Raw genomic sequence first — 24,779 nt, 5'->3', positions numbered from 1 at the left:
CGTCCCGGCGGCCCTGCCGCCCGCTCCGCGCCGGGGCTACTGACCCCGGCGCCTCCGGCGAGTCCGGCTACTTCTTCTTCTTGTACTGGGCGCCGCGCTTCTCGCGCACCCGCACGGAGATATGGATCGGCGTGCCCTCGAAGCCGAACTCCTCGCGCAGCCGGCGCTCGATGAAGCGGCGGTAGCCCGCCTCGATGAAGCCGGAGGCGAACAGGACGAACCGCGGCGGCTTGGTGCCGGCCTGGGTGCCGAACAGGATGCGCGGCTGCTTGCCGCCCCGGACCGGGTGCGGGTGGGCCGAGACCAGCTCGCCGAGGAAGGCGTTGAGGCGGCCGGTGGGGACGCGGGTCTCCCAGCCGGCGAGGGCGGTCTCGATGGCGGGGACCAGCTTCTCCATGTGCCGGCCGGTGCGCGCGGAGACGTTGACGCGGGGCGCCCAGGCGACCTGGCCGAGCTCGGTCTCGATCTCGCGTTCGAGGTAGTAGCGGCGCTCCTCGTCGAGGGTGTCCCACTTGTTGAAGGCGAGGACGACCGCGCGGCCCGCCTCGACGGCCATGGTGACGATCCGCTGGTCCTGCACCGAGATGTTCTCGGAGGCGTCGATCAGGATGACCGCGAGCTCGGCCTTCTCCACCGCCGCCGCGGTGCGCAGCGAGGCGTAGTAGTCGGCGCCCTGCTGGAGGTGGACGCGCTTGCGGATGCCGGCCGTGTCGACGAACTTCCAGGTGATGCCGCCGAGTTCGATCAGCTCGTCGACCGGGTCGCGGGTGGTGCCGGCGATCTCGTTGACGACGACGCGCTCCTCGCCCGCCACCTTGTTGAGAAGGGAGGACTTGCCGACGTTCGGGCGGCCGATGAGTGCGATCCGGCGGGGGCCGCCGATCCCGGCGCCACCGAAGGTCTGCGCGGGCGCGTCGGGCAGCGCCTCCAGGACGGCGTCGAGCATGTCGCCGGTGCCGCGGCCGTGCAGGGCGGAGACCGGGTGCGGCTCGCCGAGGCCGAGGGACCAGAGGTAGGACGCGTCGGCCTCGCCGCTGGGTCCGTCGACCTTGTTGGCGGCCAGCACGACCGGCTTGCCGGCCTTGCGCAGCAGACGTACGACCGCCTCGTCGGTGTCGGTCGCGCCGACCTTGGCGTCGACGACGAAGACGACCGCGTCGGCGGCCTCGATCGCGTACTCGGCCTGAGCCGCCACGGAGGCGTCGATACCGAGGACGTCCTGCTCCCAGCCGCCGGTGTCGACGACCTTGAAGCGGCGGCCCGCCCACTCGGCCTCGTAGGTCACCCGGTCCCGGGTGACCCCGGGCTTGTCCTCGACGACGGCCTCGCGGCGGCCGATGATGCGGTTGACCAGAGTCGACTTGCCGACGTTCGGACGGCCCACGACGGCGAGGACGGGCAGCGGGCCGTGGCCGGCCTCCTCGATGGCACCCTCGACATCCTCGATGTCGAAGCCCTCTTCCGCGGCGAGCTCCATGAACTCCGCGTACTCGGCGTCGCCGAGCGCCCCGTGGTCGTACTCGTGCTCAGCCGAGTCGCCGGGCTGGATGTGGTCGTTCATGAAGTCCGTACCTCGTCGTTCATCGTGGTGATCGGTGGATCAGCCGACACAGAAAGGGCTGATCCACTACTAAGTCTCGCCTAGCGTCCGGTCAGACGCCTGGCGTTTTCCAGGTGGCCTGCGAGCTGCTTCTGGATGCGCTCGGTGGCCTCGTCCAGGGCCTTGCGGGTGCGCCGGCCGGTGCCGTCGCCCGCCTCGAAGGGGTCGCCGAAGACGACGTCGACGCGGGAGCGCAGCGGCGGCAGCCCCTTTATCAACCGTCCCTGCCGCTCGGAGCTTCCCAGCACGGCCACCGGGACGATGGGCGCCCCGGAGCGCACCGCGAAGTAGGCGAGCCCGGCGCGCAGGGCGGCGAAGTCGCCGTCGCCGCGGCTGCCCTCGGGGAAGATGCCGAGCACTCCCCCGGCCTCCAGGACACCGAGCGCCCGGGTGATCGCCGTGCGGTCGGCGGACTGGCGGTCCACCTTCAGCTGCCCGATCCGGGTCAGGAACGGGTCGAGCGGCCCGATGAACGCCTCCTTCTTGATGAGGAAGTGCGTCGGCCGGGGCGAGACGCCCATGACCATCGGACCGTCGATGTTGTGGGAGTGGTTCACGGCGAGGATCGCCGGGCCGTGCGCGGGCAGCTTCCAGGAGCCGAGCACGCGCGGCTTCCACAGCCCGTACATCAGGCCGACCCCGATGCGCCGCCCGGTCTCGGCGCCCCGCTGCGACGGAACGCTCACTTCGCGGCCCGCTTCTCCTCGACGAGGGTGACGACGCACTCGATGACCTGGGCCAGCGTCAGCTCGGTGGTGTCCACCTCGACCGCGTCGCCGGCCTTGGCGAGCGGCGAGGTCTTGCGGGTGGAGTCGGCCGCGTCCCGCTTGACCAGGGCCTCGCGGGTGGCGTTGACGTCGGCGCCCTTCAGCTCGCCGCTGCGGCGGGCCGCGCGGGCCTCCGGGGAGGCGGTGAGGAAGACCTTCAGGTCGGCGTCGGGCAGCACGGTGGTGCCGATGTCCCGGCCCTCGACGACGATGCCGTCCGCGGCGGCGCGGGCCAGCGACCGCTGGAGCTCGCTGATCCTGGTCCGCACCTCCGGTACCGCGCTGACGGCGCTGACCTTGGAGGTGACCTCCTCGGTGCGGATCGGGCCGGAGACGTCCACGCCGTCGACGGTGATCGTCGGCTTGACCGGGTCGGTGCCCGAGACGATCTCCGGCTTGCCGGCCACCGCGGCGATCGCGGTCGGGTCGGTGAGGTCGATGCCGCTGTTCACCATCCACCAGGTGATGGCCCGGTACTGGGCGCCGGTGTCCAGGTAGCTCAGGCCGAGCTGCTCGGCCACGGCCTTGGACGTGCTCGACTTGCCGGTGCCCGAGGGGCCGTCGATCGCGACAATCACGGGCTTTGCGGCGCCGTTTTCCACGGGGGGACACCTTCCGGGTGCAGGGTGGTGGGTGGTGTGGGGGCGGCAGTGCGCCCCGCACAAGGTTACCGGCCCCCGGGACCTCCGGTTTCAGCGCTACTGCCGCAGCGCCCAGCCCCGGTCCCGCAGCGCCGACGTGAGCACGGGCACCGCCTTCGGCTCCACCCACAGCTGGACGTGACCGGCCTGCTGACCGGTCGCGTGCTCGATCCGCACGTCCTCGATGTTGACCCCGGCCGCCCCGGCGTCCGCGAAGATCCGGGCCAGCTGGCCGGGCTGGTCGTCGATGAGCACCGCGACGACCTCGTAGGTCCGCGGCGCCGAGCCGTGCTTGCCGGGTACCCGCACCTGGCCGGCGTTGCCGCGGCGCAGCACGTCCTCGATGCCCGCGCCGCCCTCGCGCCGCTTGGCCTCGTCCGAGGACTGCAGGGCGCGCAGGGCACGGACCGTCTCGTCGAGGTCGCCTGAGACGTCCGCGAGCAGGTCGGCGACCGGGCCCGGGTTCGCGGAGAGGATGTCGATCCACATCCCGGGGTCGGAGGCGGCGATCCGGGTCACGTCCCGGATGCCCTGTCCGCACAGCCGTACGGCCGACTCGTCGGCGTGCTCCAGGCGGGCCGCGACCATGCTGGAGACCAGGTGGGGCATGTGGGAGACCAGGGCCACCGCGCGGTCGTGGGCGTCGGCGTCCATGACCACCGGCAGGGCCCGGCAGTGCGAGACCAGCTCCAGGGCGAGGTTCAGCACCTCGGTGTCGGTGTCCCGGGTCGGGGTGAGCACCCAGGGCCGGCCCTCGAAGAGGTCGGCGGTGGCCGCGAGCGGCCCGGACTTCTCCCGGCCCGCCATGGGGTGTGTCCCGATGTACGTCGAGAGGTCCAGGCCCCTGGCCTCCAGTTCCCGGCGCGGGCCGCCCTTGACGCTGGCCGCGTCGGCGTAGCCGCGGGCCAGTCCCCTGCTCATCGCGTCCGCGAGGACGGCGGCCACATGGGCGGGCGGGGCGGCGACCAGCACCAGGTCGACCGGTCCGTCGGGCGCCTCGTCGGTGCCGGCGCCGAGCGCGGCGGCGGTACGGGCCTGCTCGGGGTCGTGGTCGGCGAGGTGGACGACGACGCCTCGCTGGGCGAGGGCGAGCGCGGCGGACGTACCGATGAGACCGGTACCGATGACGAGCGCGGTCCTCACTGGGCGATGTCCTTGCGCAGGGCGGCCGCGGCGCCGAGGTAGACGTGGTTGATCTCGGCCCGGGGCCGGTCGGACTCGATGTGCGCCAGTATCCGCACGACGCGGGGCATGGCGCCCGCGATGTCCAGTTCCTGGGCGCAGATCAGCGGCACGTCGACGATGCCGAGCTTGCGCGCGGCGGCCGCCGGGAAGTCGCTGTGCAGGTCGGGGGTGGCCGTGAACCAGATGCTGATCAGGTCGTCGGCGGTCAGGCCGTTCCGCTCCAGGACGGTGGTGAGCAGCGCTCCGACCTGCTCGTCCATGTGCCCGGCCTCGTCCCGCTCCAGCTGGACGGCCCCCCGGACCGCTCGTACCGCCACGGCACCGCTCCTGTTCTGACGTCGACCTCTTGGTCCGTCCAGCCTAGTCAGAACGGCGCCGGGCCCGTGCGCCGTGCCCGCCCGCTGAGACGGGCCTCACCATGGCCCCAATGTCACGTGTGGTACCCCATTTCGCCACTTGGGGCGAAACACCCCTGTGCGCCTCTTTACGCCGGGCCCGCCGGTCCGCTCTGATGGCAGGCAGACCCGCCTCGGGGGAGGCCGCCATGAAACGTCCCGGTCCGTTGCTGACCCTGCTCGCGGGTCTGCTGCTCGGCCTGTTCATGCTGACGCTCGACGCGACGACGGGGACGAGGACCGCTTCGTCGTCGTACCAGGAGAAGTCACCGAGCCCGGCGCCGACGAAGACCACGGCGTCCCAGTCCCAGTCCCCGTCGCCATCACCCTCGCCGTCGCCGTCGCCGTCGCCGTCGAAGGTCTCCGACGCCTCCTACGCCGGCCGCACCGACGACGACTCGTCCTCCGTCGCCGTCTCGGTCCGCGACGGCAGAGCCATCGCGTACTTCTGCGACGGGCACAGCAAGGAGTCCTGGCTCAGGGGCCCGGTACGGCCCGACGGCTCCATGAAGCTGACCGGCGGCCACGGCGCCGTGCTGAACGGCACGCTGGAGGACGGCCGGCGCCTCCGCGGGGCCGTCGACCTGGACGGCGGCCACTACGCCTTCACCGCCCGGAAGGCCGTCAAGGGGTCGGGCCTGTACCGGGCCACGGCGACCGTGCGCGGCGCGAAGGTCGACGGCGGCTGGATCGTGCTGGCCGACGGCCGCCAGGTCGGCATCGTCGACCGTGACGGCGTGCCCTCGTCCGCACCCCGCATCGACCCGGAGACCGGTGCCGTGACGGTCGACGGACAGCAGCTGACGGCGAGCCCGGCCGTCCCCTGACACCCGGCCGCGACCCGAGGGAGCCGACCATGTCCGTCGATCCGAACGCCGCGACCCAGAGCTGGCCGTCGCCCGAGCCGGACCACCGCCGCCCGCACCCCGCCCGCTTCCTGGTCCCCGCCCTGGTGGCCGCCGCGATCGCGGTCGCCCTCGGTGTGTACGGCAGGGTCCACCACCCGACCGGGACCCCCTTCGCCCTCGCCGGTTTCGGCAGCACGCTCGCGGTGAAGTCCTGGCTCGCCTCGACCGCGTTCTTCTTCGCGCTCGTCCAGCTGGTCTCGGCCCTGATGATGTACGGCAGGCTGCCGGGACCGCGCTGGGCCTCGGCCCTGCACCGCTGGTCGGGGCGGATCGCGTTCCTGGCCGCCGTCCCGGTGGCGGTGCACTGCCTGTACGCGTTGGGCTATCAGACGTACGAAACGCGCGTTTTGTGGCACTCCATCCTGGGTTGCTTCTTCTTCGGTGTTTTCAGTGCCAAGATGCTGCTGCTCCGCTCGGAGCGACTCCCTGGCTGGCTGCTGCCGCTCGTCGGTGGGCTGGTGTTCGCCGTGCTCACGCTCGTCTGGCTGACGTCCGCCTTCTGGTTCTTCCGCACGTTCGGGGTGACGACATGACCGACGGCTCCACTCGGCGCAGCGTGCTCACGACGGGGACCGCGGCGCTCGCCGCGACCTGCGTGGGCTGCGGCAGCAACAACGGCACCGGCTCCTCCAGCTCGTCCGAGACGCCCGCCCCGTCCGAGACGCCCGCCCCGTCCGGGACGCCCGCCTCCCCGGCGTCGCCCACCGCGGGATCGTCCGCCTCCGGGTCGGCGAGCGCGACCGCCGGGAAGGCGCTGGCGCAGACGAGTCAGATCCCGGAGGGCGGCGGCACGATCTTCAAGGACCAGAAGATCGTGGTGACCCAGCCGGCGAAGGGCGAGTTCAAGGCCTTCTCGGCGATCTGCACGCACATGGGCTGCACGGTGGCCCAGGTGGCGGACGGCACCATCGACTGCCCCTGCCACGGCAGCAAGTTCCACATCGCCGACGGCTCGGTCGCGCACGGCCCGGCGACCAGGCCGCTGCCGGCCGAGTCGATCACGGTGACCGGAAATTCGATCACCCTGGGGTGACCGGCCCCGTACGCTCCCGGGCATGCAGCCCGAGGACCTGGTACGCGACCACACGATCTACGCCTGTGTCATGGGGTCGCGCGCCTTCGGCCTGGCCACCGAGGACAGCGACACCGACCGCCGGGGCGTGTTCCTCGCCCCCACTCCCCTGTTCTGGGGCTTCGAGAAGCCCCCGACGCATGTCGAGGGGCCGGGCGAGGAGCGGTTCTCCTGGGAGCTGGAGCGGTTCTGCGAGCTGGCGCTGCGCGCCAACCCGAACATCCTGGAGTGCCTGCACTCGCCCCTGGTCGAGCACCTCGACGACACGGGCCGCGAACTGCTCGCGCTGCGCGGCGCCTTCCTCTCCCGGCGCGCCTACGACTCCTTCACCCGGTACGCCCTCGCCCAGCGCCGAAAGCTCGACGCCGCCGTCCGTTCGCAGGGCGCCCCGCGCTGGAAGCACGCGATGCACCTGCTGCGGCTGCTGACCAGCGCCCGCGACCTGCTGCGCACCGGCGAGCTGACGATCGACGTCGGCGACCGGCGCGCGGAGTTCCTGGCGGTGAAGCGGGGCGAGGTCTCCTGGCCGGAGATCGAGTCCCGGATGGCCCGGCTCGGCGCGGAGACCGAGCGGGCGCTGCACGGCACCCCGCTCCCGGCGGAGCCGGACCACGCGCGCGTGGCCGACTTCCTGTTCCGGACCCGCCGGACCTCAGCCCTCCAGACGCACCCGGACCACCAGGTCGTGCAGGGCGTCGTGCGCGCCGGCCGCGTCGGGCAGCGCTGAGCCGTTCTGCGCCTCGTCGAGCAGGACGTGCAGCCGCTCCACGTCGGCCTCCACGCGCGCGTGCTCGACAGCGGCCTTGCCGTGCTCCTGCTCGGCCTTGGCCGCGATCAGCTCGGGCAGGTGGGCGGGGGCCTCGGCCACCTCGCCGAGGAGCGTGGGCAGATGGGCCTGCACCTCGCCGCTGCGCATCAGGTGGATGCCGGTGAGCAGCACCCGGTAGGTGTAGAGCAGCGGTTTGAGTTCGCCGGTCTTCTCGAACAGCCGCCACTGGGTGACCGCGAACCCCCGGTAGTGGTGGGCGTGGTGGCTGGTGAGCACGCCCGGGGCCAGGGCGACCAGCTCGCGGTGCGTGTCGCCGGTGTGCGCGACGATCGGCGACAGGAGCTGCTCCAGCACATAGCCGTTGCGGCGCAGCATCAGCCGGGCGAACTTGCGCAGGTCGTGGGTGACGAGGTCCATCTCGACGCCGTAGCGCACCCAGGTCTTCGAGCGGGTCTCCTCCGGCTCACGCAGCCCGACCAGGTCGGCGGCGGGCAGCAGATGGACGCCCCGCAGGTCCAGGTCGGAGTCCCGGGACGGGAAGCCGTACAGATGCGCCCCGGAGACGGTCGCGAACAGCAGGGGGTCGGGCTGTTCGGCGACGACGGGTGCCAGGTCGAGGTGCGGATCCAGGTCGTCGATCATGTGCTCAAGCGTCCCAGAGCGCGCCCAGGGTCATCAGGTCGCCCCGGTACTCGATCCGGTCGGCCCACTCGGTCGGCCAGGCCTCCTCGCCCAGCCAGGCTCCGGCGAAGGCGCCGGTCAGGCAGGCGATCGAGTCCGAGTCGCCGGAGGAGCAGGCGGCCCGGCGCAGGGCGAGCAGTGGTTCGCCGGGGAAGAGCAGGAAGCAGAGCAGGCCGGTCGCCAGGGCTTCCTCGGCGATCCAGCCGGCGCCGGTGGCCAGGCACGGGTCGCTCTCCGGCGAGGCGGTGCGCACGGCCTCCTCGAGCCCGTCGAGGATCGCCAGGCACTCGTCCCAGCCGCGCGCGATGAAGGCCTCGGGGGTCGCGTCGTGGGCGCGCGTCCACAGGTCGCCGAGCCAGGTGTGGTGGTAGCGGGTGCGGTTCTCACGGGCGTACGACCGCAGCAGGCCGACGAGCCGGTCCGGTCCGGTCCCCTGCGCGAGCAGCCGTACGGCACGTGCGGTGAGGTCGGAGGCGGCCAGCGCGGTGGGGTGGCCGTGGGTGAGCGCGGACTGCAACTGGGCGGCCCCGGCGCGCTGTTCGTCACTCAGCCCGGGGGCGAGTCCGACCGGCGCGACCCGCATGTTGGCGCCGCAGCCCTTGGAGTCGATCTGGCTGGCGTCCTGCCAGGCCCGCCCCTCCTCCTTCAGGAGGTTGCAGGCCCGCAGGCAGGTCCGTCCGGGCGCCCGGTTGTTCTCGGGCGACTGGTACCAGTTCACGAACTCCTCGCGCAGCGGCCGCTCCAGCCGCTTGGGCGCGAGCACTCCCCGGTCCATGGCGGTGCGCATCGCGTGTCCCACGGCGAGGGTCATCTGGGTGTCGTCCGAGACGATGGCCCGCCGCGGCAGCTCCATCTCCCGCCACGGCCCGGACTTGGCGAGGATCGAGGGGACGTCGTTGAACTCGGTCGGGAAGCCGAGCGCGTCCCCGAGGGCGAGACCGATCAGGGAGCCGGTGGCGGCGCGCTTGTCGCCGATGTTGCTGGTCATGCGGGGCGTCCTTCCCGGGACGGGCGGAGCAGGGGCGGGTGGAGCACGGTGGCGGTGCCCGCGCGGTAGAGGGCGGCCGGTTTGCCGCGGCCGCCGGTCAACCGGGCGGCGCCGGGGGCGGGTTCGACGAAGCCGGGGGTGGCGAGCACCTTGCGGCGGAAATTCGGGCGGTCCAGCGCGACGCCCCACACGGTCTCGTAGACGTTCTGCAGCTCGCCGAGCGTGAACTCGGGCGGGCAGAAGGCGGTGGCGAGACAGCTGTACTCCAGCTTCGCGCCGACCCGGTCATGGGCGTCGGCCAGGATCCGGTCGTGGTCGAAGGCGAGCGGCCGGGCCGGGTCGTACGGCAGCCAGCGCGCCTGTGCCGCGTCACCGCCGCCGTGCGGCTCGGGGGCGTCGGGCAGCAGCGCGGTGAAGGCGACGGAGACGACCCGCATCCTCGGGTCGCGGTCGGGCCCGCTGTAGGTGCGCAGTTGTTCCAGGTGCAGTCCGGACACGTCCGACAGACCGGTCTCCTCGGCGAGTTCCCGCCGGGCCGCCGTCTCGGCCGACTCCCGCGGCAGCAGGAAGCCGCCGGGCAGCGCCCACTGTCCGGCGTACGGCTCCTGCCCGCGCTCGACGAGCAGCACGTGCAGGGCACCGGCGCGGAGCGTGAGGACGGCGAGGTCGACGGTGACGGCGAAGGGTTCGAAGGCGTACTTGTCGTAGCCCTGCATGCGCCCGTCCACCCCCCTCGGTGATCGATGCAAGTAATAGTCTCCACGACTATAAAGAGCACATCGGAACCGCGCAAGCCCTCAGCAGCCGCTGGAGCCCCGTTCCCGGACACGACGGCGGCCGGTCCCGGGATGCCCGGAACCGGCCGCCAGAAAGCCGTACACGCCCTCTACAGGGTGAGGGTCGGTCTAGAGGTCGACTTCCTTCATGAGCATCCCGACCTCGGTGTTGGACAGCCGGCGCAGCCAGCCCGACTTCTGGTCGCCCAGGGTGATCGGGCCGAAGGCGACCCGCACCAGCTTGTCGACCGGGAACCCGGCCTCCGCCAGCATCCGCCGCACGATGTGCTTGCGGCCCTCGTGCAGGGTGACCTCGACGAGGTAGTTCTTGCCGGTCTGCTCGACGACCCGGAAGTGGTCCGCGCGCGCGTACCCGTCCTCCAGCTGGATGCCGTCCTTGAGCTTCTTGCCCAGGTCACGCGGGATCGGGCCCACGATGTGCGCGAGGTAGGTCTTCTTCACGCCGTACTTGGGGTGGGTCAGCCGGTGCGCCAGCTCGCCGTGGTTGGTGAGCAGGATGACGCCCTCGGTCTCGGTGTCGAGCCGCCCCACGTGGAAGAGCCGGGTCTCCCGGTTGGTGACGTAGTCGCCGAGGCACTGCCGCCCGTCCGGGTCCTCCATGGTGGAGACCACGCCGGCCGGCTTGTTCAGCGAGAAGAACTGGTACGCCTGCGTGGCGACGGTCAGTCCGTCGACCCTGACCTCGTCCTTCTCCGGGTCGATCCGCTTGCCCTGCTCCAGGACGATCTCGCCGTTGACCTCGACCCTGGCCTGCTCGATCAGCTCCTCGCAGGCGCGCCGGGAGCCGTAGCCCGCGCGGGCGAGCACCTTCTGGAGCCGCTCGCCCTCCTGCTCGGCGCCCGGGAAGGTCTTGGGGAGCTTCACGTCCGGCTTGCCGGCGTACCGCTCGCGGTTGCGCTCCTCGGCGCGGGCGTCGTACTCACGCGAACTCGCCGGAGCCGTCCGGCCCCGCCCGGTGCCCTGGCCCTGCCGGGGGCCGCCCTTGGCACCGCCGCGTGCCGAGGCGCCGCGGCCCGACTTCGGGCCGTCCTGGGTGGCGTTCGGGCCTACGTCGTAGCGCCGCTCCTCCGGGCGCGGCTTCTTGGGCCGGCCGGCGCCCTGCTTGTCGTCGCGGGAGTTGCCGGCGCCGCGGTAGTTGCCGCGCCCACCGCTGCTCCCGCCGCGGCCGCCGCTGTTGCCACCACGGCTCCCGCCGTTGTTTCCGCTGCTGTTCCTGCCGCTGCTGCTTCGCATCAAAGTTCCGTCTAGTCGTCTGCGTCGTCTGCACCCGGCGCATCGGGTGCGTCCGGATCGAACGACGGTACGCCCTCCTGGGTCTCGGCCTCGATCGCCTCCGCCTCCGGGAGGAAGGGCGCGAGCTCCGGGAGCTCGTCCAGGCCGCGCAGGCCCATCCGCTCCAGGAAGTAGTTCGTCGTCCTGTACAGGATCGCACCTGTTTCGGGTTCCGTGCCCGCCTCCTCGACCAGACCGCGCTGGAGCAGGGTGCGCATCACACCGTCGCAGTTGACCCCGCGGACGGCCGAGACCCGGCTGCGGCTCACCGGCTGCCGGTACGCGACGACCGCGAGGGTCTCCAGGGCGGCCTGGGTGAGCCGGGCGGTCTGGCCCTCCAGGACCAGCCGCTCGACGGCGGGCGCGTACTCGCCGCGCGTGTAGAAGCGCCAGCCGCCGGCCACGAACCGCAGCTCGAAACCGCGGCCCTGGGCGGTGTACTCCTCCGCCAGTGCCCGCAGCGCCTTGGTGATCGTCTGCTTCGGCCGCTCCAGGATCTTGGACAGGTGCTCGACGGTGGCGGGCTCGTCCACGACCATGAGGACGGCCTCCAGGGCCGGCTTGAGATCGAGGTCGGCGACGGGCCGCAGCCCCGCCGGCAGCTCAGCGGTCTCCTCACTCACGCCTTCTCCTCCTTGGGCGGCTCGGGCGGCCGGTCGAATTCGTCGGTCACCGTCGGCTGGGTCCCCCCGTCCCCGCCGGTCCACCGCACGATCAGATCCCCGAGGGCGGTCTCCTGGTCGAGGGCGACGACCTTCTCCCGGTACAGCTCGAGCAGCGCCAGGAAACGGGCCACGACGGTGAGCGTGTTGTCGGTGTCCTCGACGAGCACCCGGAAGCTGGCCTCCCCGAGCTCGCGCAGCCGCGCCACCACGATCCCGGCCTGCTCCTGCACGCTGACCAGCGGGGCGTGGATGTGGTCGACGTACACCTGCGGCTTGGGCCTGGGCTGCATCGCCTTGACGGCGAGCCTGGCGAACCCCTCGGGACCGATGCTGATCACGACCTCGGGCAGCAGCTCGGCGAGGTGCGGTTCGAGGCCGACGGTACGGGGCCAGCGGCGGGCCTCGTCGTCCAGGCGCCGGTTGAAGATGTCGGTGATCTGCTTGTAAGCCCGGTACTGCAGCAGCCGCGCGAACAGCAGGTCCCGGGCCTCGAGCAGCGCCAGGTCGGCCTCGTCCTCGACCTCGGCGGCGGGCAGCAGCCGGGCGGCCTTGAGGTCCAGCAGGGTGGCGGCGACCACGAGGAACTCGGTGGTCTGGTCGAGGTCCCAGTCCGGCCCCATGGCCCGGATGTGCGCCATGAACTCGTCGGTCACCTTGGAGAGCGCGACCTCGGTGACGTCCAGCTTGTGCTTGGAGATCAGCTGGAGGAGAAGATCGAAGGGCCCTTCGAAATTGGCGAGCCGAACCTTGAAGACACCGTCGGGAACGTCTTGGCGCTCCTCGGCGCCGGGCTCCTCCTCGGACAGGCTGACGTTGTGGGCAGGCGTTCCGCTGGGGGTCCCCCCCGGCCCTTCAGGCACTGGGGGAGGAACGGGTGGGCACAACGCCCCACCGGCCTCAGCCGGACCCGCGACCTCAGCAGACGACGACCCCTCGTCCACCGACGGCACCGCTTCCGGCGCCGGAGGCGAAACCCCCGGCCCCCTCCCCAGCGCACGCCGACGGCCGCCGGAGGCACCGGGAACGGGAACATCGGTCGAGGTCATAGCCCCCGCAGGCTACCCCTACCGCCCGCGCAACCGTCGTACGAGGATGCTCGCGTCCCCGCGGGACTCCAGGTCGGCCAGCACCACGGCGACCGCCTCGCGGACGATCCGGCCCCGGTCCACGGCCAGCCCGTGCTCGCCCCGGAGCACGAGGCGGGCGTGCTCCAGGTCCATCAGTTCCTCGGCGGAGACATACACAGTGATCTTCTCGTCGTGCCGCTCACGCCCGCTGGGCCGCCGGGCGGGTGCCCGGCCGCCGCCCCGCTGCTTGCGGGGCTGGGCCTGCGCGGCGGCCCCGGCAGAACCTTCCTGCGCCGCCTGCTGCCGCGCCGCCCGCTCCGCCGACGGCGCGACCGTGACGGACTGCGCTGCGTGGTTGCGGGACTCCCCGGCGTCGGCCGGACCGGCCTCCGCCGCCACGTGCTCCGCGCCCTCGCCGTCGCCGCCCTGCACGGGCACCGACTGGGGCACGTCCTCGGCGGCCGAGGCCGCCGTCTCGTCGCTCTCCCCCGCGGGAGCCGGCACCCGGGCCTCACCGTTGGCCGGGCGCCTGGGGGCGGACGGCTGCAGCGCCATCCCCCCGGTCGTACGGAACAGTTCGTCGGCCCCGGGCAGACTCACTCGGCGTGACACCGGGCGAGCACCTCCCTGGCGAGCTGGCGATAGGCGGCGGCACCGACGGAGTTGGAGGCGTACGTGGTGATCGGCTCACCGGCGACCGTGGTCTCCGGGAAGCGGACCGTGCGGCCGATGACCGTGTGGTAGACGTGATCGTCGAACGCCTCGACGACACGGGCCAGCACCTCACGGCTGTGGACCGTGCGCGAGTCGTACATCGTGGCGAGGATGCCGTCGAGCTCCAGCTCCGGGTTGAGCCGCTCCTGGACCTTCTCGATGGTCTCGGTCAGCAGCGCGACACCACGCAGCGCGAAGAACTCGCACTCCAGCGGCACGATCACCTTGTGAGCGGCCGTCAGCGCGTTGACCGTGAGCAGGCCGAGCGAGGGCTGACAGTCGATCACGATGTAGTCGTAGTCGGGCAGCAGCGGCTTCAGGGCTCGCTGGAGCGTCGACTCCCGGGCCACCTCGGAGACCAGCTGGACCTCGGCGGCCGACAGGTCGATGTTGGAGGGCAGCAGGTCCATGTTGGGGACCGCGGTCTTCAGGAGGACCTCGTCGGCCGCCATGCCCCGCTCCATGAGCAGGTTGTAGACGGTGAGGTCGAGCTCCATCGGGTTGACGCCGAGACCGACCGACAGCGCGCCCTGCGGGTCGAAGTCCACGAGCAGTACCCGCCGGCCGTACTCCGCGAGCGCGGCACCCAGGTTGATGGTCGACGTCGTCTTGCCGACGCCGCCCTTCTGGTTGCACATCGCGATGATCGTCGCGGGGCCGTGACTGGTCACCGGGCCCGGGATCGGGAAGTACGGCAGCGGCCGCCCGGTCGGGCCGACGCGCTCACGGCGCTGGCGCGCCGCGTCGGGCGCGAGCGTGGCCGCGTACTCCGGATCGGGCTCGTACTCGGCATCGGGGTCGTAGAAGTGCCCGTCGGGCAGTTCGTCGTAGTCGGCGAATTGGCTGTGGGGCGCGCCACTTCCGTCGCCGGCCAGGGCGTTCACGTGATGGCCATCCATGCTCTGGTGTGCTGTCCGCAGGATCTGCGGACGACTCTGGTGGGCTGCGAAGGTGCGCACCGCGACGGAGCCGACAGCCTCGAACCCCGCGGGACCCTGGTCCCGTACCGGCATTCCTGGTTGACCACCCCCGGGAGAAAATGTCGACTCATTCACAAGTCGTCTTACCTCCTTGGTGACCAGGAAACTTCTAGACAGGTCAGCGTGGCACCATGCCGACAGTCGGCGACTCTATGGCGTGTCGGGCGTTCGCAGCAACACAATCCGCCGGACCCGGCAGGATGTGTCGGCAATGAAACATCTCGCTGTCAAGGGCGTACGGCCGTCGCACAGCAGGTTTCACCGGTGTGCGAATCGGTCGAAGGGTTACGTTCGACGCGAGTTGACCGAGAGCCGCAAAGTGACCATACACACATCCGGCCGGACCTTGTCGGGCAAGGTCCGGCCGGACGGGCGCGATTGACGCGGCTTGTTGACGTATCGCCTTTACGAAAAGGTGACTTGCGGATCCGCCCAGGTCAGCCGATGAGCGTGTCGAGGTCCACGTGCTCCAGGCCGTGCGCCTCGGCGACCTCCTTGTAAACGACCTTGCCGTCATGCGTGTTGAGGCCCCTGGCCAGCGCGGCGTCCCGGCGCAGCGCCTCCGCCCAGCCGTTGTCCGCGAGCGACACGATGTACGGGAGCGTGGCGTTGGTGAGCGCGTAGGTGGAGGTGTTGGGCACCGCGCCGGGCATGTTGGCGACGCAGTAGAAGACCGACTGGTGGACCTTGAAGGTCGGCTCGGCGTGCGTGGTGGGACGGGAGTCCTCGAAGCAGCCGCCCTGGTCGATCGCGATGTCGACAAGGACACTTCCCGGCTTCATCCGGGAGACCAGCTCGTTGGTGACGAGCTTCGGGGCCTTGGCGCCCGGGATGAGCACCGCGCCGATCACGAGGTCGGCCTCCAGACAGGCCTTCTCCAGCTCGAAGGCGTTGGACATGACGGCCTTGACCTTGGTGCCGAAGATCCGGTCGGCCTCGCGCAGCTTGTTGATGTCGCGGTCGAGCAGGGTCACGTCGAAGCCCATGCCGATGGCGATCTGCACGGCGTTCCAGCCGGAGACACCGCCGCCGATGACGACGGCCTTGGCGGGCAGCACACCCGGGACACCGCCGGGCAGGACGCCGCGGCCGCCGGCGGCGCGCATCAGGTGGTAGGCGCCGACCTGCGGGGCGAGCCGGCCCGCGACCTCGGACATGGGCGCGAGCAGCGGGAGCGCGCGGCTGGGCAGCTCGACGGTCTCGTAGGCGATCGCCGTGGTGCCGGACTCCAGGAGCGCGTCCGTGCACTCCTTGGAGGCGGCCAGGTGCAGGTAGGTGAAGAGGGTCTGGTCCTTGCGGAGGCGGTGGTATTCCTCCGCGATCGGCTCCTTGACCTTGAGCAGCAGGTCGGCGGTGGCCCACACCTCGTCGGCGGTGTCCAGGATCGTGCCGCCGGCGGCGACGTACTCGTCGTCCGGGATCGACGAGCCGACGCCGGCGCCGCGCTCGATGACGACCTGGTGGCCGTGCCGCACCAGCTCGTGCACGCCGGCCGGGGTGATGGCCACCCGGAACTCGTTGTTCTTGACCTCGCGGGGGATGCCGACCTTCACGTCGATCACGGTCCTTGGCTCAGAGGGTGTGGGGGCATAGCTGCACATACCCGGCACGCGGCGGCATACCAGGAGACACCGCGGAAGAACCGGCGGCAGAGCCAGTTTAATGAAGGCGTTCCGACTGTCTAGCCTTTCATTGCATCAATCTTCGCCGGACACACTACGGATTTCGTAGGCGTTAGCGCCGTGTTCCGGGTCGGAGTCCAGGTCCGAGGGGTCCGCGGGGTCCAGAGGCTCCTCACTCAGCATGCGCTCGGCGGCCGAGCGGTGCAGGCTCGCGGCGATGGAGTCACCGAGACGTTCCAGCGTGTCGGCGAGGCGCAACTGGAGCGCCGCCTGGAGCCGGGTGTCCTCGGCACGGCGCGCCCACTCCACCGCCTCCTGGCAGGTGCGCAGCGACTCCTCGGGCCGTCCCGCGTACTCCTGGACCCGGGCCAGCTCGCTCAACGCCCTTGCCTGCGCGGGCACATCGCCGTTCTTGCGGTGGCCGGAAACGGCCGCCCGCCAGGCCCGCAGCGCCTCGCCGTAGCGGCCCGCGTAGGTGTGCGCGCCGGCGATGCGGCCGTAGAGCCGGGCCGCCTCGGCGCGCTCGTCACGGGCCAGGCGCTCGGCGAGGGCCCGGCCGAACCAGTCGGCCGCCCGGTCGTAGTCCCCGAGCTCCTGATAGGCACCACCTACGGATTCCATTGCGCGACCGGTCGCGTACGGGTCATTTGCTCTGCGTCCGGCGTCCAGCGCAGACCGATAGCGCGCCAGTGCATCCGCGGTGCGCCCGGTCTGCGCGTCCAGGTCGCCGAGGTTCAGCAGTGCGGCGGCCTGCTCCCGGGGCAGGTGGCGGCGCTCGGCCACATCGAGGACGAGCCGGTGGATGCCGTACAGGTCGGGGGCCGCGGCCTGGGTGCCCTGGTGCGCCACCATCGCCTTGACCAGCTGCGCCATCAGGCGGCGGGCCAGCGTGTCGAGCTCGCCGTCGGCGACCGCCGCGCGGGCGGCGGCCAGCAGGGCCGGGCGCCGGACGCGCAGCCAGTCGGCGGCGGCCCGGGGGGTGGGGAAACGCAGCTCGCGGGGCAGCGCCTGGAGCTTCTCGCGGGCCTGCGGGTTGTCGGTCTCGGTGATCGCCCGGCAGGACTGCAGCAGCCGTACCGTGCGCTCCAGCATCCGGGCGCGGGCCAGCTGGAGTTCCCCGGCCCGCTCCTGGCTCTCGGCCAGCGCCCTGAGCAGCGGGTGCAGGCAGCCGGGGACCTCGTACTGGGGCAGCGGGGTGTCCACGGGGTGCAGCAGGCCGAGGCGGACCAGCTCGTCCAGGGTGGTGCGGGCGGTGTCGACCGAGCAGCCGGCCAGCGAGGAGGCGGTGTGCGGGTCGGCCAGGCCGGCCGGGGCCAGGCTGAGCAGGCGCAGTATCCGCGCGGACCGGTCCGGCAGCTGGTCGTGCACGAACCGGAAGACGCGGGCCAGCGCCGTGCCGTCGTCCGCCTCCGCGTGCAGGCGTTTGGCGAGGTCGGAGACGGCCGCCTGGGGGCGCGCGGCGAGCCAGCCGCCGGCCAGGGCGAGCGCGGCGGGCTGCCCCTGGCACACCTCGACCAGCGACTCGGCGGACCGGGGGTCGACGGTGACGCGGACCGCGCCGGTGTACCGGGTGAGCAGTTCCACTGCCGACTTGGTGTCGAGGCCGCCCAGGGTGCACGGGCGGACGTCCGAGATCCCGGTGAGCGGGCCGCCGGAGACGGCGACGGCCAGGCAGTCCGGGGTGTCGGGGAGCAGTACGTCGACCTCTTCGGCGCCGGGCGCGTCGTCGAGCAGGAGCAGCATCCGGCGTCCCGCGAGGGCGGTGCGCAGGGCGTGGGTGAGGTCGTCCGCGGCGGCGCCGGCCGGGGTGGGCAGCCGCAGGGCGGTGAGCAGGTCGCGGGCGGTGCGCTCGACGGGGACCGGGGTGCCGTCGGGCTCGGTGAGGCGGGCGCGCAGCACCCCGTCGGGGTAGCCGGGAGCGACCTGCCGGACGAGTTCGGCGGCGAGGGCGGTGCGTCCGGATCCGGGTCTGCCCGCGATCAGCAGGACCCGGGCGCGGGGGGCCTTGCGGCCGGCGATGGTGTCCAGGCCCGCACGCTCGATGTCGGCGCGCAGTTCCTTCAACTCCCTTGTACGGCCCAGGAACCGGTCGTCCGTGGCCGCGGGCGCCGACCGCCGTGCGCCGCCTGTGTCCACCGCCTGATCCGTCACGGGCCACACTCCCGTCCCACCGCACACGCAGGCCCGCCGGGGCTCCGGTTCGGGCGTTTCGGCTCAATCGCGTCGAGCCTAGTTCACGTGCGCGGACGTTCCTGGCGGAGCACGGCGGGCACATCGCCCGATCGGATCAGGCGATGGTCACACCGGTGCATCCGGAGGGTGGGCTCAGGACGCGAAGGGGCGGGCCGGCCAGGGCGCGTCGGCCGGGCGCAGCGCTTCCAGGCCGTCGCCGGTGCGGGCGGCGACCAGCGAGAGGACGCCCGTCACCAGGCAGTTGTTGTGCACGTCACCGGCGAGCACCAGGCGCACCAGCTCGTCGACCGGCACGCGCGCGTACTCCAGGTCGATCTCCTCGTGCTCGGTCTCGAACCGCTCCCCCTCGGCCTCGGACAGGTCGCGGGCGAGGAAGATCCGCACCGCCTCGTCGCAGCCGCCGGGGGTGGTGTACAGGTCGGTCAGCACCCGCCAGTCCTCGGCCTTGACGTGCGCCTCCTCGTACAGCTCGCGCTGGGCGGCGTGCAGCGGGTTCTCGCCGGGGACGTCGAGCAGCCCGGCCGGGATCTCCCAGAGCTTCTGCCGGACCGGGTGCCGGTACTGGCGGATGAGCAGCACGCGGTCCTCCTCGTCGAGGGCGAGGACGGCGACCGAGCCGGGGTGCACCTGGTAGTCACGGCGGACCACCGATCCGTCGGGCATGACCACCTCGTCCGTGCGGACGGAGGTCTTGTTGCCCACGAAGGGGGTCTGGGTCGCCCGGATCTCCCACTCCTCGGGGGTGTCCTTGATCGTCATGCCGTGCCGCCCTTCGAAGTGCACAGATGGAACCGGGGTGCCCACCCGTTGAAGGTATGCACCCCGGCCACCGTACAAGCTGGTGTGTCACTTCGAATTCGACTGCTCGCCGTCGGCCTGCTGACGCGCGACGGCGGCCTTCACCAGGCCCGCGAAGAGCGGGTGCGGACGGGTCGGGCGGGAGCGCAGCTCCGGGTGGGCCTGGGTGGCGACCAGGTAGGGGTGGACGTCGCGCGGGTACTCGACGTACTCGACGAGCTTGCCGTCCGGGGAGGTGCCGGAGAACTGGATGCCGGCCTTCTTCTCCAGCTCCGCGCGGTAGGCGTTGTTGACCTCGTAGCGGTGGCGGTGCCGCTCCTCGACGTACTCCTTGCCGTCGTACACCTCGCGCACGATGGAACCCTCGGCCAGCTTGGCCGGGTACATGCCGAGCCGCATGGTGCCGCCCATGTCGCCCTCGCCGGCCACGATGTCCAGCTGCTCGGCCATGGTGGAGATGACCGGGTGGCCGGTGGCGGAGTCGAACTCGGTGGAGTTGGCGTCCGGGATGTCGGCCAGGTTGCGCGCGGCCTCGATCACGATGCACTGCAGGCCCAGGCAGAGGCCGAGCAGCGGGATCCGGTTCTCGCGGGCGAAGCGGATGGCGCCGACCTTGCCGAGCACACCGCGGTCGCCGAAGCCGCCCGGGATGCAGATGCCGTCGACGTCAGCGAGCTGCGCGGCGGCGCCGGCCGGGGTCCTGCAGTCGTCCGACGTCACCCACTTGATCTTCACCCGGGCCTTGTTGGCGAAGCCGCCGGCGCGCAGCGCCTCGGTGACCGAGAGGTAGGCGTCGGGCAGGTCGATGTACTTGCCGACCAGCGCGAGGGTGATCTCGTGGTCCGGGTTGTGGACGCGGTCGAGCAGGTCGTCCCAGGTCCGCCAGTCCACATCACGGAACGGCAGGTCCAGCTTGCGGACGACATAGGCGTCCAGGCCCTCGCCGTGCACGGTCTTCGGGATGTCGTAGATCGACCGGGCGTCCGGGCAGGCGACCACGGCGGCCTCGTCGACGTCGCACATCAGCGAGATCTTGCGCTTGATGGCGGTCGGCACCTCGCGGTCGCAGCGCAGGACGATCGCGTCCGGCTGGATACCGATGTTCCGCAGGGCGGCCACCGAGTGCTGGGTGGGCTTGGTCTTGAGCTCGCCGGACGGGCCGATGTAGGGCAGCAGCGAGATGTGCACCACGAAGACGTTGTCCCGGCCGACCTCGTGGCGGACCTGGCGGACCGTCTCCAGGAACGGCAGCGACTCGATGTCGCCGACCGTGCCGCCGACCTCCGTGATGACCACGTCGACCTCGTCGGTGGCCATCCGGCGGATGCGGTGCTTGATCTCGTTGGTGATGTGCGGGATGACCTGGACCGTGTCGCCCAGGTACTCGCCACGCCGCTCCTTGGCGATCACCGTCGAGTAGACCTGACCTGTGGTGACGTTGGCGGAGCCGTCCAGGTCGCGGTCGAGGAAACGCTCGTAGTGGCCGATGTCCAGGTCGGTCTCGGCGCCGTCGTTGGTGACGAACACCTCACCGTGCTGGAAGGGGTTCATCGTGCCCGGGTCGACGTTCAGGTACGGGTCGAGCTTCTGCATCACGACGCGCAGGCCCCGGGCCTTGAGCAGCATGCCCAGACTGGAGGCCGTCAGGCCCTTGCCGAGCGAGGAGGCGACACCCCCGGTGACGAAGATGTGCTTGGTCGTCGTAGCTTTCGGCGGCATGGCCAAGAGGGGGCTCCCGTGGTCGCGGTCTGTCGTGCGGTACGGCTGCCGTCCGGGAGTTTCCGGGGGTGGTGCCGTCGCTGCGGTTCGGGGGTTTCCTGCCCACCGGTCCACGGGCTACCAGGGTATCAGCGCCGCGGAGAGATGGCTTCCGGCCACGCTCCGTACACAGGTCGGCACAGACGTGGGGTCCTGCTTACCGGCTTTTCACTCAGGGCTCACCCGTTCGGCCCACACGGGTTGCCCGGAGCGGCACGCAGATCATCTACGTGCGTCGTATCCTGCTCGGACACTCGCTGCCGAGCCCGGCCGGAAACACGGCACACCCCCGCCCGTCACTCCCGGAACAACGAGAGCTTGGCAGTTCGTTGAGCTATGACTGTCGTTTTGCCTCAGGGCACGGTGGGCTGCTTTGCTTCACCGCTTAACGACGCACAACAACAACCCCCCTTGACCGCACTAGCGACAGCCCCCTTTTGCCTGGGGGGTGACGTGGCCGTTCGACTGGAGTTGCACGTGGCCGGGCGCATCGAAGACTACGCACTCATCGGAGACATGCAGACCGCTGCCCTGGTCTGCCGGGACGGCACAGTGGACTGGCTGTGCCTGCCCCGCTTCGACTCGCATGCCATCTTCGCCGGTCTGCTCGGCACCGAGGAACACGGCTTCTGGCGACTCGGCCCGGCGCACGCGGCCGACTCGCAGCCGCCGACCGCGGCGCGCCGCACCTACCGCGGCGACTCGCTGATCCTGGAGTCGGAGTGGGACACCCCGCGCGGCACGGTCCGGGTCACCGACTTCATGCCGCCGCGTGACGGCGCGCCCCAGCTGATCCGCATCGTGGAGGGCGTCACCGGCCGGGTGCCGATGCGCTCGGTGCTGCGGATGCGGTTCTCCTACGGCCGGGTGGTCCCCTGGGTGCACAAGCACGACGCCCGTACGGTCGCCGTGGCGGGGCCCGACTCGGTGTGGTTCGACACCTCGGCGGAGACCTACGGCAAGTCGCTGACCACCTACGCCGACTTCACCGTCGCCCCCGGCGACCGGATCGCGTTCACCATCTCGTGGCAGCCCTCGCACAAGGAGCCGCCGCCGCTGCCGGAGCCGGAGCAGTCGCTGGAGGCGACCGAGGAGTTCTGGCGGGACTGGGTCGAGCACTGTACGTACCACGGCCCCTACCGCGAGGCCGTGGTCCGCTCGCTGATCACGCTGAAGGCCCTGACGTACGCCCCGACGGGCGGCATCGTGGCCGCGCCGACGACCTCGCTCCCGGAGGACATCGGCGGCGTCCGCAACTGGGACTACCGCTACACCTGGCTCCGCGACGCGGCCATCACCCTGTCCTCGCTGCTGCGCACCGGCTACCGCGAGGAGGCCCGTGCCTGGCGCGAGTGGCTGCTGCGCGCGGTCGCCGGGGACCCGGAGAACCTGCAGATCATGTACGGCATCGCGGGCGAGCGCGAGCTGGGCGAGGCCGAGCTGGACTGGCTGCCCGGTTACGAGAACTCGACCCCGGTCCGGGTCGGCAACGGCGCGGCGCACCAGCTCCAGCTGGACGTCTACGGCGAGGTCATCGAGGCCCTGCACCTGGCCCACATGACCGGCCTCGCCCGCAACGACTACGCGTCCCTCCTCCAGCTGAAGCTGATCCGCTACCTGGAGGACCACTGGGACGAGCCGGACGAGGGCATCTGGGAGGTGCGCGGGCCGCGCCGGCACTTCGTGCACTCCAAGGTGATGGCCTGGGTCGCCGTCGACCGCACCATCAAGCTGATCGAGTCCGGGGACGCGGACGGCCCGCTGGAGCGCTGGAAGGAACTGCGCGACGACATCCACCGGGACGTCTGCGAGCGGGGCTACGACAAGGAGCGCAACACCTTCACCCAGTCGTACGGCTCCCAGGAGCTGGACGCCTCGCTGCTGCTGATCCCCCAGATGGGTTTCCTTCCCCCGGACGACAAGCGGGTCATCGGCACCATCGAGGCGATCCAGCGGGAGCTGTCCACGTCGGACGGCTTCATCCTGCGCTACCCGACCTCGGGCGGCGACGAGGGCGTGGACGGCCTCCCGGGCGACGAGGGGGCCTTCCTGGCCTGCTCCTTCTGGATGGCCGACGACCTCGCGATGATCGGGCGCGTCGACGAGGCCCGCAAGCTGTTCGAGAAGCTGCTCGCGCTGCGGAACGACCTCGGGCTGCTGGCGGAGGAGTGGGATCCGCGGCTGAAGCGGCAGGTGGGGAACTTTCCGCAGGCGTTCAGTCATGTGCCGTTGATCGATACGGCACTTCGCCTTACGGCGTCGGGAGCGTACGGGGGGTAGGGCCGCCGCCAGTCGGCTGCGGATGCGTGGGGGCTGGTCGCGCCCACGCGGCGGCAGCCGCATATCGGACAGGGCCCCGCGCCCCTTTGGGGCGCGCTGCTGCCTAGGCTGGTAATCATGGCTCCCGGGTCGAAGGCGCGCACGGCCCTCGCCAGGCTTCGTGAGGACCTGGTTGGTGATGTGTTCGCGCCCGGGGACCCGGGGTACGACGCGGCGCGGGCCGTCTTCAATGGCATGGTCGACCGGCGGCCGGCCGTGATCGCCCGGTGCGCGGACGATGCCGACGTGGTCCGGGCGGTGCGGTTCGGGCGGGATCTGGACCTGCACATCGCGGTGCGCGGCGGCGGGCACAGTGTGGCGGGGTCGGCTGTCGGTGACGGTGCGCTGGTGGTGGATGTGCGCCGGATGGACGGGGTGACCGTCGACCCGGCGGCGGAAGCCGTACGTGTGCAGGGCGGGGCCACCATGAGCCGTCTGGACCGGGCGGCCCGGCGCTACGGTCTCGTCGGCGCCGGTGGGCGGGCCCCCGGCATCGGGGTCGGTGGGTTCGTGCTCGGTGGCGGGTCGGGATGGCTGGACCGCGTCTTCGGGCCGGCCGTCGACAACCTGATCGGCGTCGAGCTGGTCACCGCCGACGGTGAGCGCGTCCACGCCAACGCGGACGAGAACCCGGAGCTGTTCTGGGCCCTGCACGGCGGCGGCGGGAACTTCGGCGTCGCCACCGCGCTCACCCTCGAACTGCACGAGCTGCCGGTTTTCTCGGTCGCGCTGCTGCGGTACCCGCCGTCGTCCGGCCCGGACGTCGTCCGTGCCTTCCGCGAGGTCATCCGCACCGGTCCCGACGAGGCGGGCGGCGCGGTGGTGTACCTCGCCGACGGCGAGCCGGTGTGTGCCGCCCTCGTGACCTACGCGGGCGGCGAGGAAGGGCTGCGCAAGGTCGCCGGACCGCTGCTCGCGCTGCCGCACGAGGCGGAGGTCGCCGGACCGCTGCCGTACTGCGAGATGCAGTGCCTGCTCGACCTTCCGTCCGGGCTGCGGAACCACTGGTCGGCCGAGTGTCTGGCCGCTCTGCCCGACGAGGCGGTGGACGCCTGGTGCGGCTGTGCGGAGGGCATGCCGGTACCGAGCGGCTCGCAGCATCTGCTGTTCCCGCTGGGCGGCGCGATCGCCTCGGGTCCGGCGGAGTACCCGGTGCCGTACCGCAACGCGGCCTGGGCGGTGCACCCCTTCGGGATCTGGGCGGACCCGGCCGACGACGAACGGGCGATCGCCTGGGTGCGGGACGTCCGTGCAGGCGTCCGGCCCTGGTCCACCGGCGCGGTCTGCCTGAACCTCATCGGTGACGAGGGTCCGGAGCGGGTGCGGGCCGGTCTGGGCGCGGGAAACGCGCTGCGGCTCGGCAAGGTGAAGCGGCGCTGGGACCCCGACAACGTTTTCCGCTTCAACCACAACATCAGACCGCTCTGAACGAGGCCAGCGCCCCGAAGGGGCGCGGGGCCGTGTCGACATGCGGCTCCGCCGCGTGGGCGCGACCAGCCACGACGGTGCCGCACCCGACAGACGGCATACCGTGGCACTTCCAGCGGAGCGCTCGGCGCAAGGTGCCCCAGAGGCGTTCGCCCAGGTA

23 protein-coding genes are annotated in these 24,779 nt (G+C 71.7%); 6 read left to right on the top strand and 17 right to left on the bottom strand.

The window, feature by feature from the left end; all coding sequences use genetic code 11:
• Positions 1–67: 67 nt before the first annotated feature.
• From der to aroH, 5 genes are all read right to left on the bottom strand, one after another.
• Positions 68–1,561: a ribosome biogenesis GTPase Der gene (gene der / locus ACWGKQ_RS44340; RefSeq protein WP_453297749.1), complete on the bottom strand. Its 1,494-nt coding sequence runs from the start codon at positions 1,559–1,561 to the stop codon at positions 68–70.
• 80 nt (positions 1,562–1,641) lie between these two features.
• A complete protein-coding gene (locus ACWGKQ_RS44335; RefSeq protein WP_453297753.1) occupies positions 1,642–2,229 on the bottom strand; it encodes a lysophospholipid acyltransferase family protein in 588 nt (195 codons plus the stop codon).
• Between the two features lie 53 nt (positions 2,230–2,282).
• Positions 2,283–2,969, bottom strand: a complete 687-nt coding sequence (gene cmk, locus ACWGKQ_RS44330; protein ID WP_453297748.1) for a (d)CMP kinase — start codon at positions 2,967–2,969, stop codon at positions 2,283–2,285.
• A gap of 96 nt (positions 2,970–3,065) precedes the next feature.
• On the bottom strand, positions 3,066–4,151 hold the full coding sequence (locus ACWGKQ_RS44325) for a prephenate dehydrogenase (protein WP_453297747.1): 1,086 nt from the start codon (positions 4,149–4,151) through the stop codon (positions 3,066–3,068).
• The gene (aroH, locus tag ACWGKQ_RS44320) at positions 4,148–4,510 is read right to left on the bottom strand and encodes a chorismate mutase (RefSeq protein ID WP_453297746.1); all 363 of its coding nucleotides are present in this window, start codon (positions 4,508–4,510) and stop codon (positions 4,148–4,150) included. The genes ACWGKQ_RS44325 and aroH overlap by 4 nt, the downstream gene beginning before the upstream one ends.
• 227 nt (positions 4,511–4,737) lie before the next feature.
• Between aroH and ACWGKQ_RS44315 the strand changes: the two genes are divergently transcribed.
• Genes ACWGKQ_RS44315 through ACWGKQ_RS44300 form a run of 4 tightly spaced genes read left to right on the top strand, consistent with a single transcriptional unit; the run spans position 4,738 to position 7,295 of the window.
• A complete protein-coding gene (locus ACWGKQ_RS44315; protein WP_453297745.1) occupies positions 4,738–5,415 on the top strand; it encodes a hypothetical protein in 678 nt (225 codons plus the stop codon).
• A gap of 29 nt (positions 5,416–5,444) precedes the next feature.
• The gene (locus ACWGKQ_RS44310; RefSeq protein ID WP_453297744.1) at positions 5,445–6,029 is read left to right on the top strand and encodes a DUF6529 family protein; all 585 of its coding nucleotides are present in this window, start codon (positions 5,445–5,447) and stop codon (positions 6,027–6,029) included.
• The gene (locus tag ACWGKQ_RS44305) at positions 6,026–6,529 is read left to right on the top strand and encodes a Rieske (2Fe-2S) protein (protein WP_453297743.1); all 504 of its coding nucleotides are present in this window, start codon (positions 6,026–6,028) and stop codon (positions 6,527–6,529) included. Before ACWGKQ_RS44310 ends, ACWGKQ_RS44305 begins: the two co-directional genes overlap by 4 nt.
• A 22-nt stretch (positions 6,530–6,551) precedes the next feature.
• Positions 6,552–7,295, top strand: coding sequence for a nucleotidyltransferase domain-containing protein (locus ACWGKQ_RS44300; protein ID WP_453297742.1), 744 nt, complete (start codon positions 6,552–6,554; stop codon positions 7,293–7,295).
• Here the strand turns inward: ACWGKQ_RS44300 and ACWGKQ_RS44295 are convergent.
• The 12 genes from ACWGKQ_RS44295 to ACWGKQ_RS44240 form a co-directional block, all read right to left on the bottom strand.
• On the bottom strand, positions 7,221–7,979 hold the full coding sequence (locus tag ACWGKQ_RS44295) for a nucleotidyltransferase domain-containing protein (RefSeq protein ID WP_453297741.1): 759 nt from the start codon (positions 7,977–7,979) through the stop codon (positions 7,221–7,223). The genes ACWGKQ_RS44300 and ACWGKQ_RS44295 overlap by 75 nt on opposite strands.
• Positions 7,980–7,983: 4 nt before the next feature.
• Positions 7,984–9,006, bottom strand: a complete 1,023-nt coding sequence (locus tag ACWGKQ_RS44290) for an ADP-ribosylglycohydrolase family protein (RefSeq protein WP_453297740.1) — start codon at positions 9,004–9,006, stop codon at positions 7,984–7,986.
• Entirely contained in the window at positions 9,003–9,722 is a 720-nt protein-coding gene (locus ACWGKQ_RS44285) for an NUDIX hydrolase (protein WP_453297739.1), read from the bottom strand. The genes ACWGKQ_RS44290 and ACWGKQ_RS44285 overlap by 4 nt, the downstream gene beginning before the upstream one ends.
• A 189-nt stretch (positions 9,723–9,911) precedes the next feature.
• Positions 9,912–11,036 carry a pseudouridine synthase gene (locus ACWGKQ_RS44280; RefSeq protein WP_453297738.1) on the bottom strand — a complete coding sequence of 375 codons (1,125 nt, stop codon included), beginning with the start codon at positions 11,034–11,036 and terminating at the stop codon, positions 9,912–9,914.
• 11 nt (positions 11,037–11,047) lie between these two features.
• Positions 11,048–11,698, bottom strand: a complete 651-nt coding sequence (gene scpB / locus ACWGKQ_RS44275; protein ID WP_453297737.1) for an SMC-Scp complex subunit ScpB — start codon at positions 11,696–11,698, stop codon at positions 11,048–11,050.
• Complete coding sequence (locus ACWGKQ_RS44270) at positions 11,695–12,786, bottom strand: segregation and condensation protein A (protein ID WP_453297736.1); 1,092 nt, start codon at positions 12,784–12,786, stop codon at positions 11,695–11,697. The genes scpB and ACWGKQ_RS44270 overlap by 4 nt, the downstream gene beginning before the upstream one ends.
• Positions 12,787–12,804: 18 nt before the next feature.
• Entirely contained in the window at positions 12,805–13,419 is a 615-nt protein-coding gene (locus ACWGKQ_RS44265) for a hypothetical protein (RefSeq protein WP_453297735.1), read from the bottom strand.
• Complete coding sequence (locus ACWGKQ_RS44260; RefSeq protein ID WP_453297734.1) at positions 13,404–14,534, bottom strand: ParA family protein; 1,131 nt, start codon at positions 14,532–14,534, stop codon at positions 13,404–13,406. The genes ACWGKQ_RS44265 and ACWGKQ_RS44260 overlap by 16 nt, the downstream gene beginning before the upstream one ends.
• A gap of 404 nt (positions 14,535–14,938) precedes the next feature.
• Positions 14,939–16,063, bottom strand: coding sequence for an alanine dehydrogenase (gene ald, locus ACWGKQ_RS44255; protein ID WP_453297733.1), 1,125 nt, complete (start codon positions 16,061–16,063; stop codon positions 14,939–14,941).
• Between the two features lie 135 nt (positions 16,064–16,198).
• Positions 16,199–18,274: a tetratricopeptide repeat protein gene (locus tag ACWGKQ_RS44250; RefSeq protein WP_453297732.1), complete on the bottom strand. Its 2,076-nt coding sequence runs from the start codon at positions 18,272–18,274 to the stop codon at positions 16,199–16,201.
• 174 nt (positions 18,275–18,448) lie between these two features.
• The gene (locus ACWGKQ_RS44245) at positions 18,449–19,075 is read right to left on the bottom strand and encodes an NUDIX domain-containing protein (protein ID WP_453297731.1); all 627 of its coding nucleotides are present in this window, start codon (positions 19,073–19,075) and stop codon (positions 18,449–18,451) included.
• A gap of 87 nt (positions 19,076–19,162) precedes the next feature.
• Positions 19,163–20,833 (bottom strand): CTP synthase, encoded by a 1,671-nt coding sequence (locus ACWGKQ_RS44240; protein ID WP_453297730.1) that lies wholly within the window; start codon positions 20,831–20,833, stop codon positions 19,163–19,165.
• A gap of 516 nt (positions 20,834–21,349) precedes the next feature.
• Between ACWGKQ_RS44240 and ACWGKQ_RS44235 the strand changes: the two genes are divergently transcribed.
• Together ACWGKQ_RS44235 and ACWGKQ_RS44230 are read left to right on the top strand one after the other, a co-directional pair.
• A complete protein-coding gene (locus ACWGKQ_RS44235) occupies positions 21,350–23,152 on the top strand; it encodes a glycoside hydrolase family 15 protein (RefSeq protein WP_453297752.1) in 1,803 nt (600 codons plus the stop codon).
• Positions 23,153–23,269: 117 nt separating this feature from the next.
• Positions 23,270–24,619: an FAD-binding oxidoreductase gene (locus ACWGKQ_RS44230; RefSeq protein WP_453297729.1), complete on the top strand. Its 1,350-nt coding sequence runs from the start codon at positions 23,270–23,272 to the stop codon at positions 24,617–24,619.
• Positions 24,620–24,779 lie beyond the last annotated feature (160 nt).

It is taken from the genome of Streptomyces sp. NPDC054770 (assembly GCF_053611985.1).
Note: the sequence above shows the minus strand (reverse complement) of the source record. Positions and strands in the feature narration are given on the sequence as shown.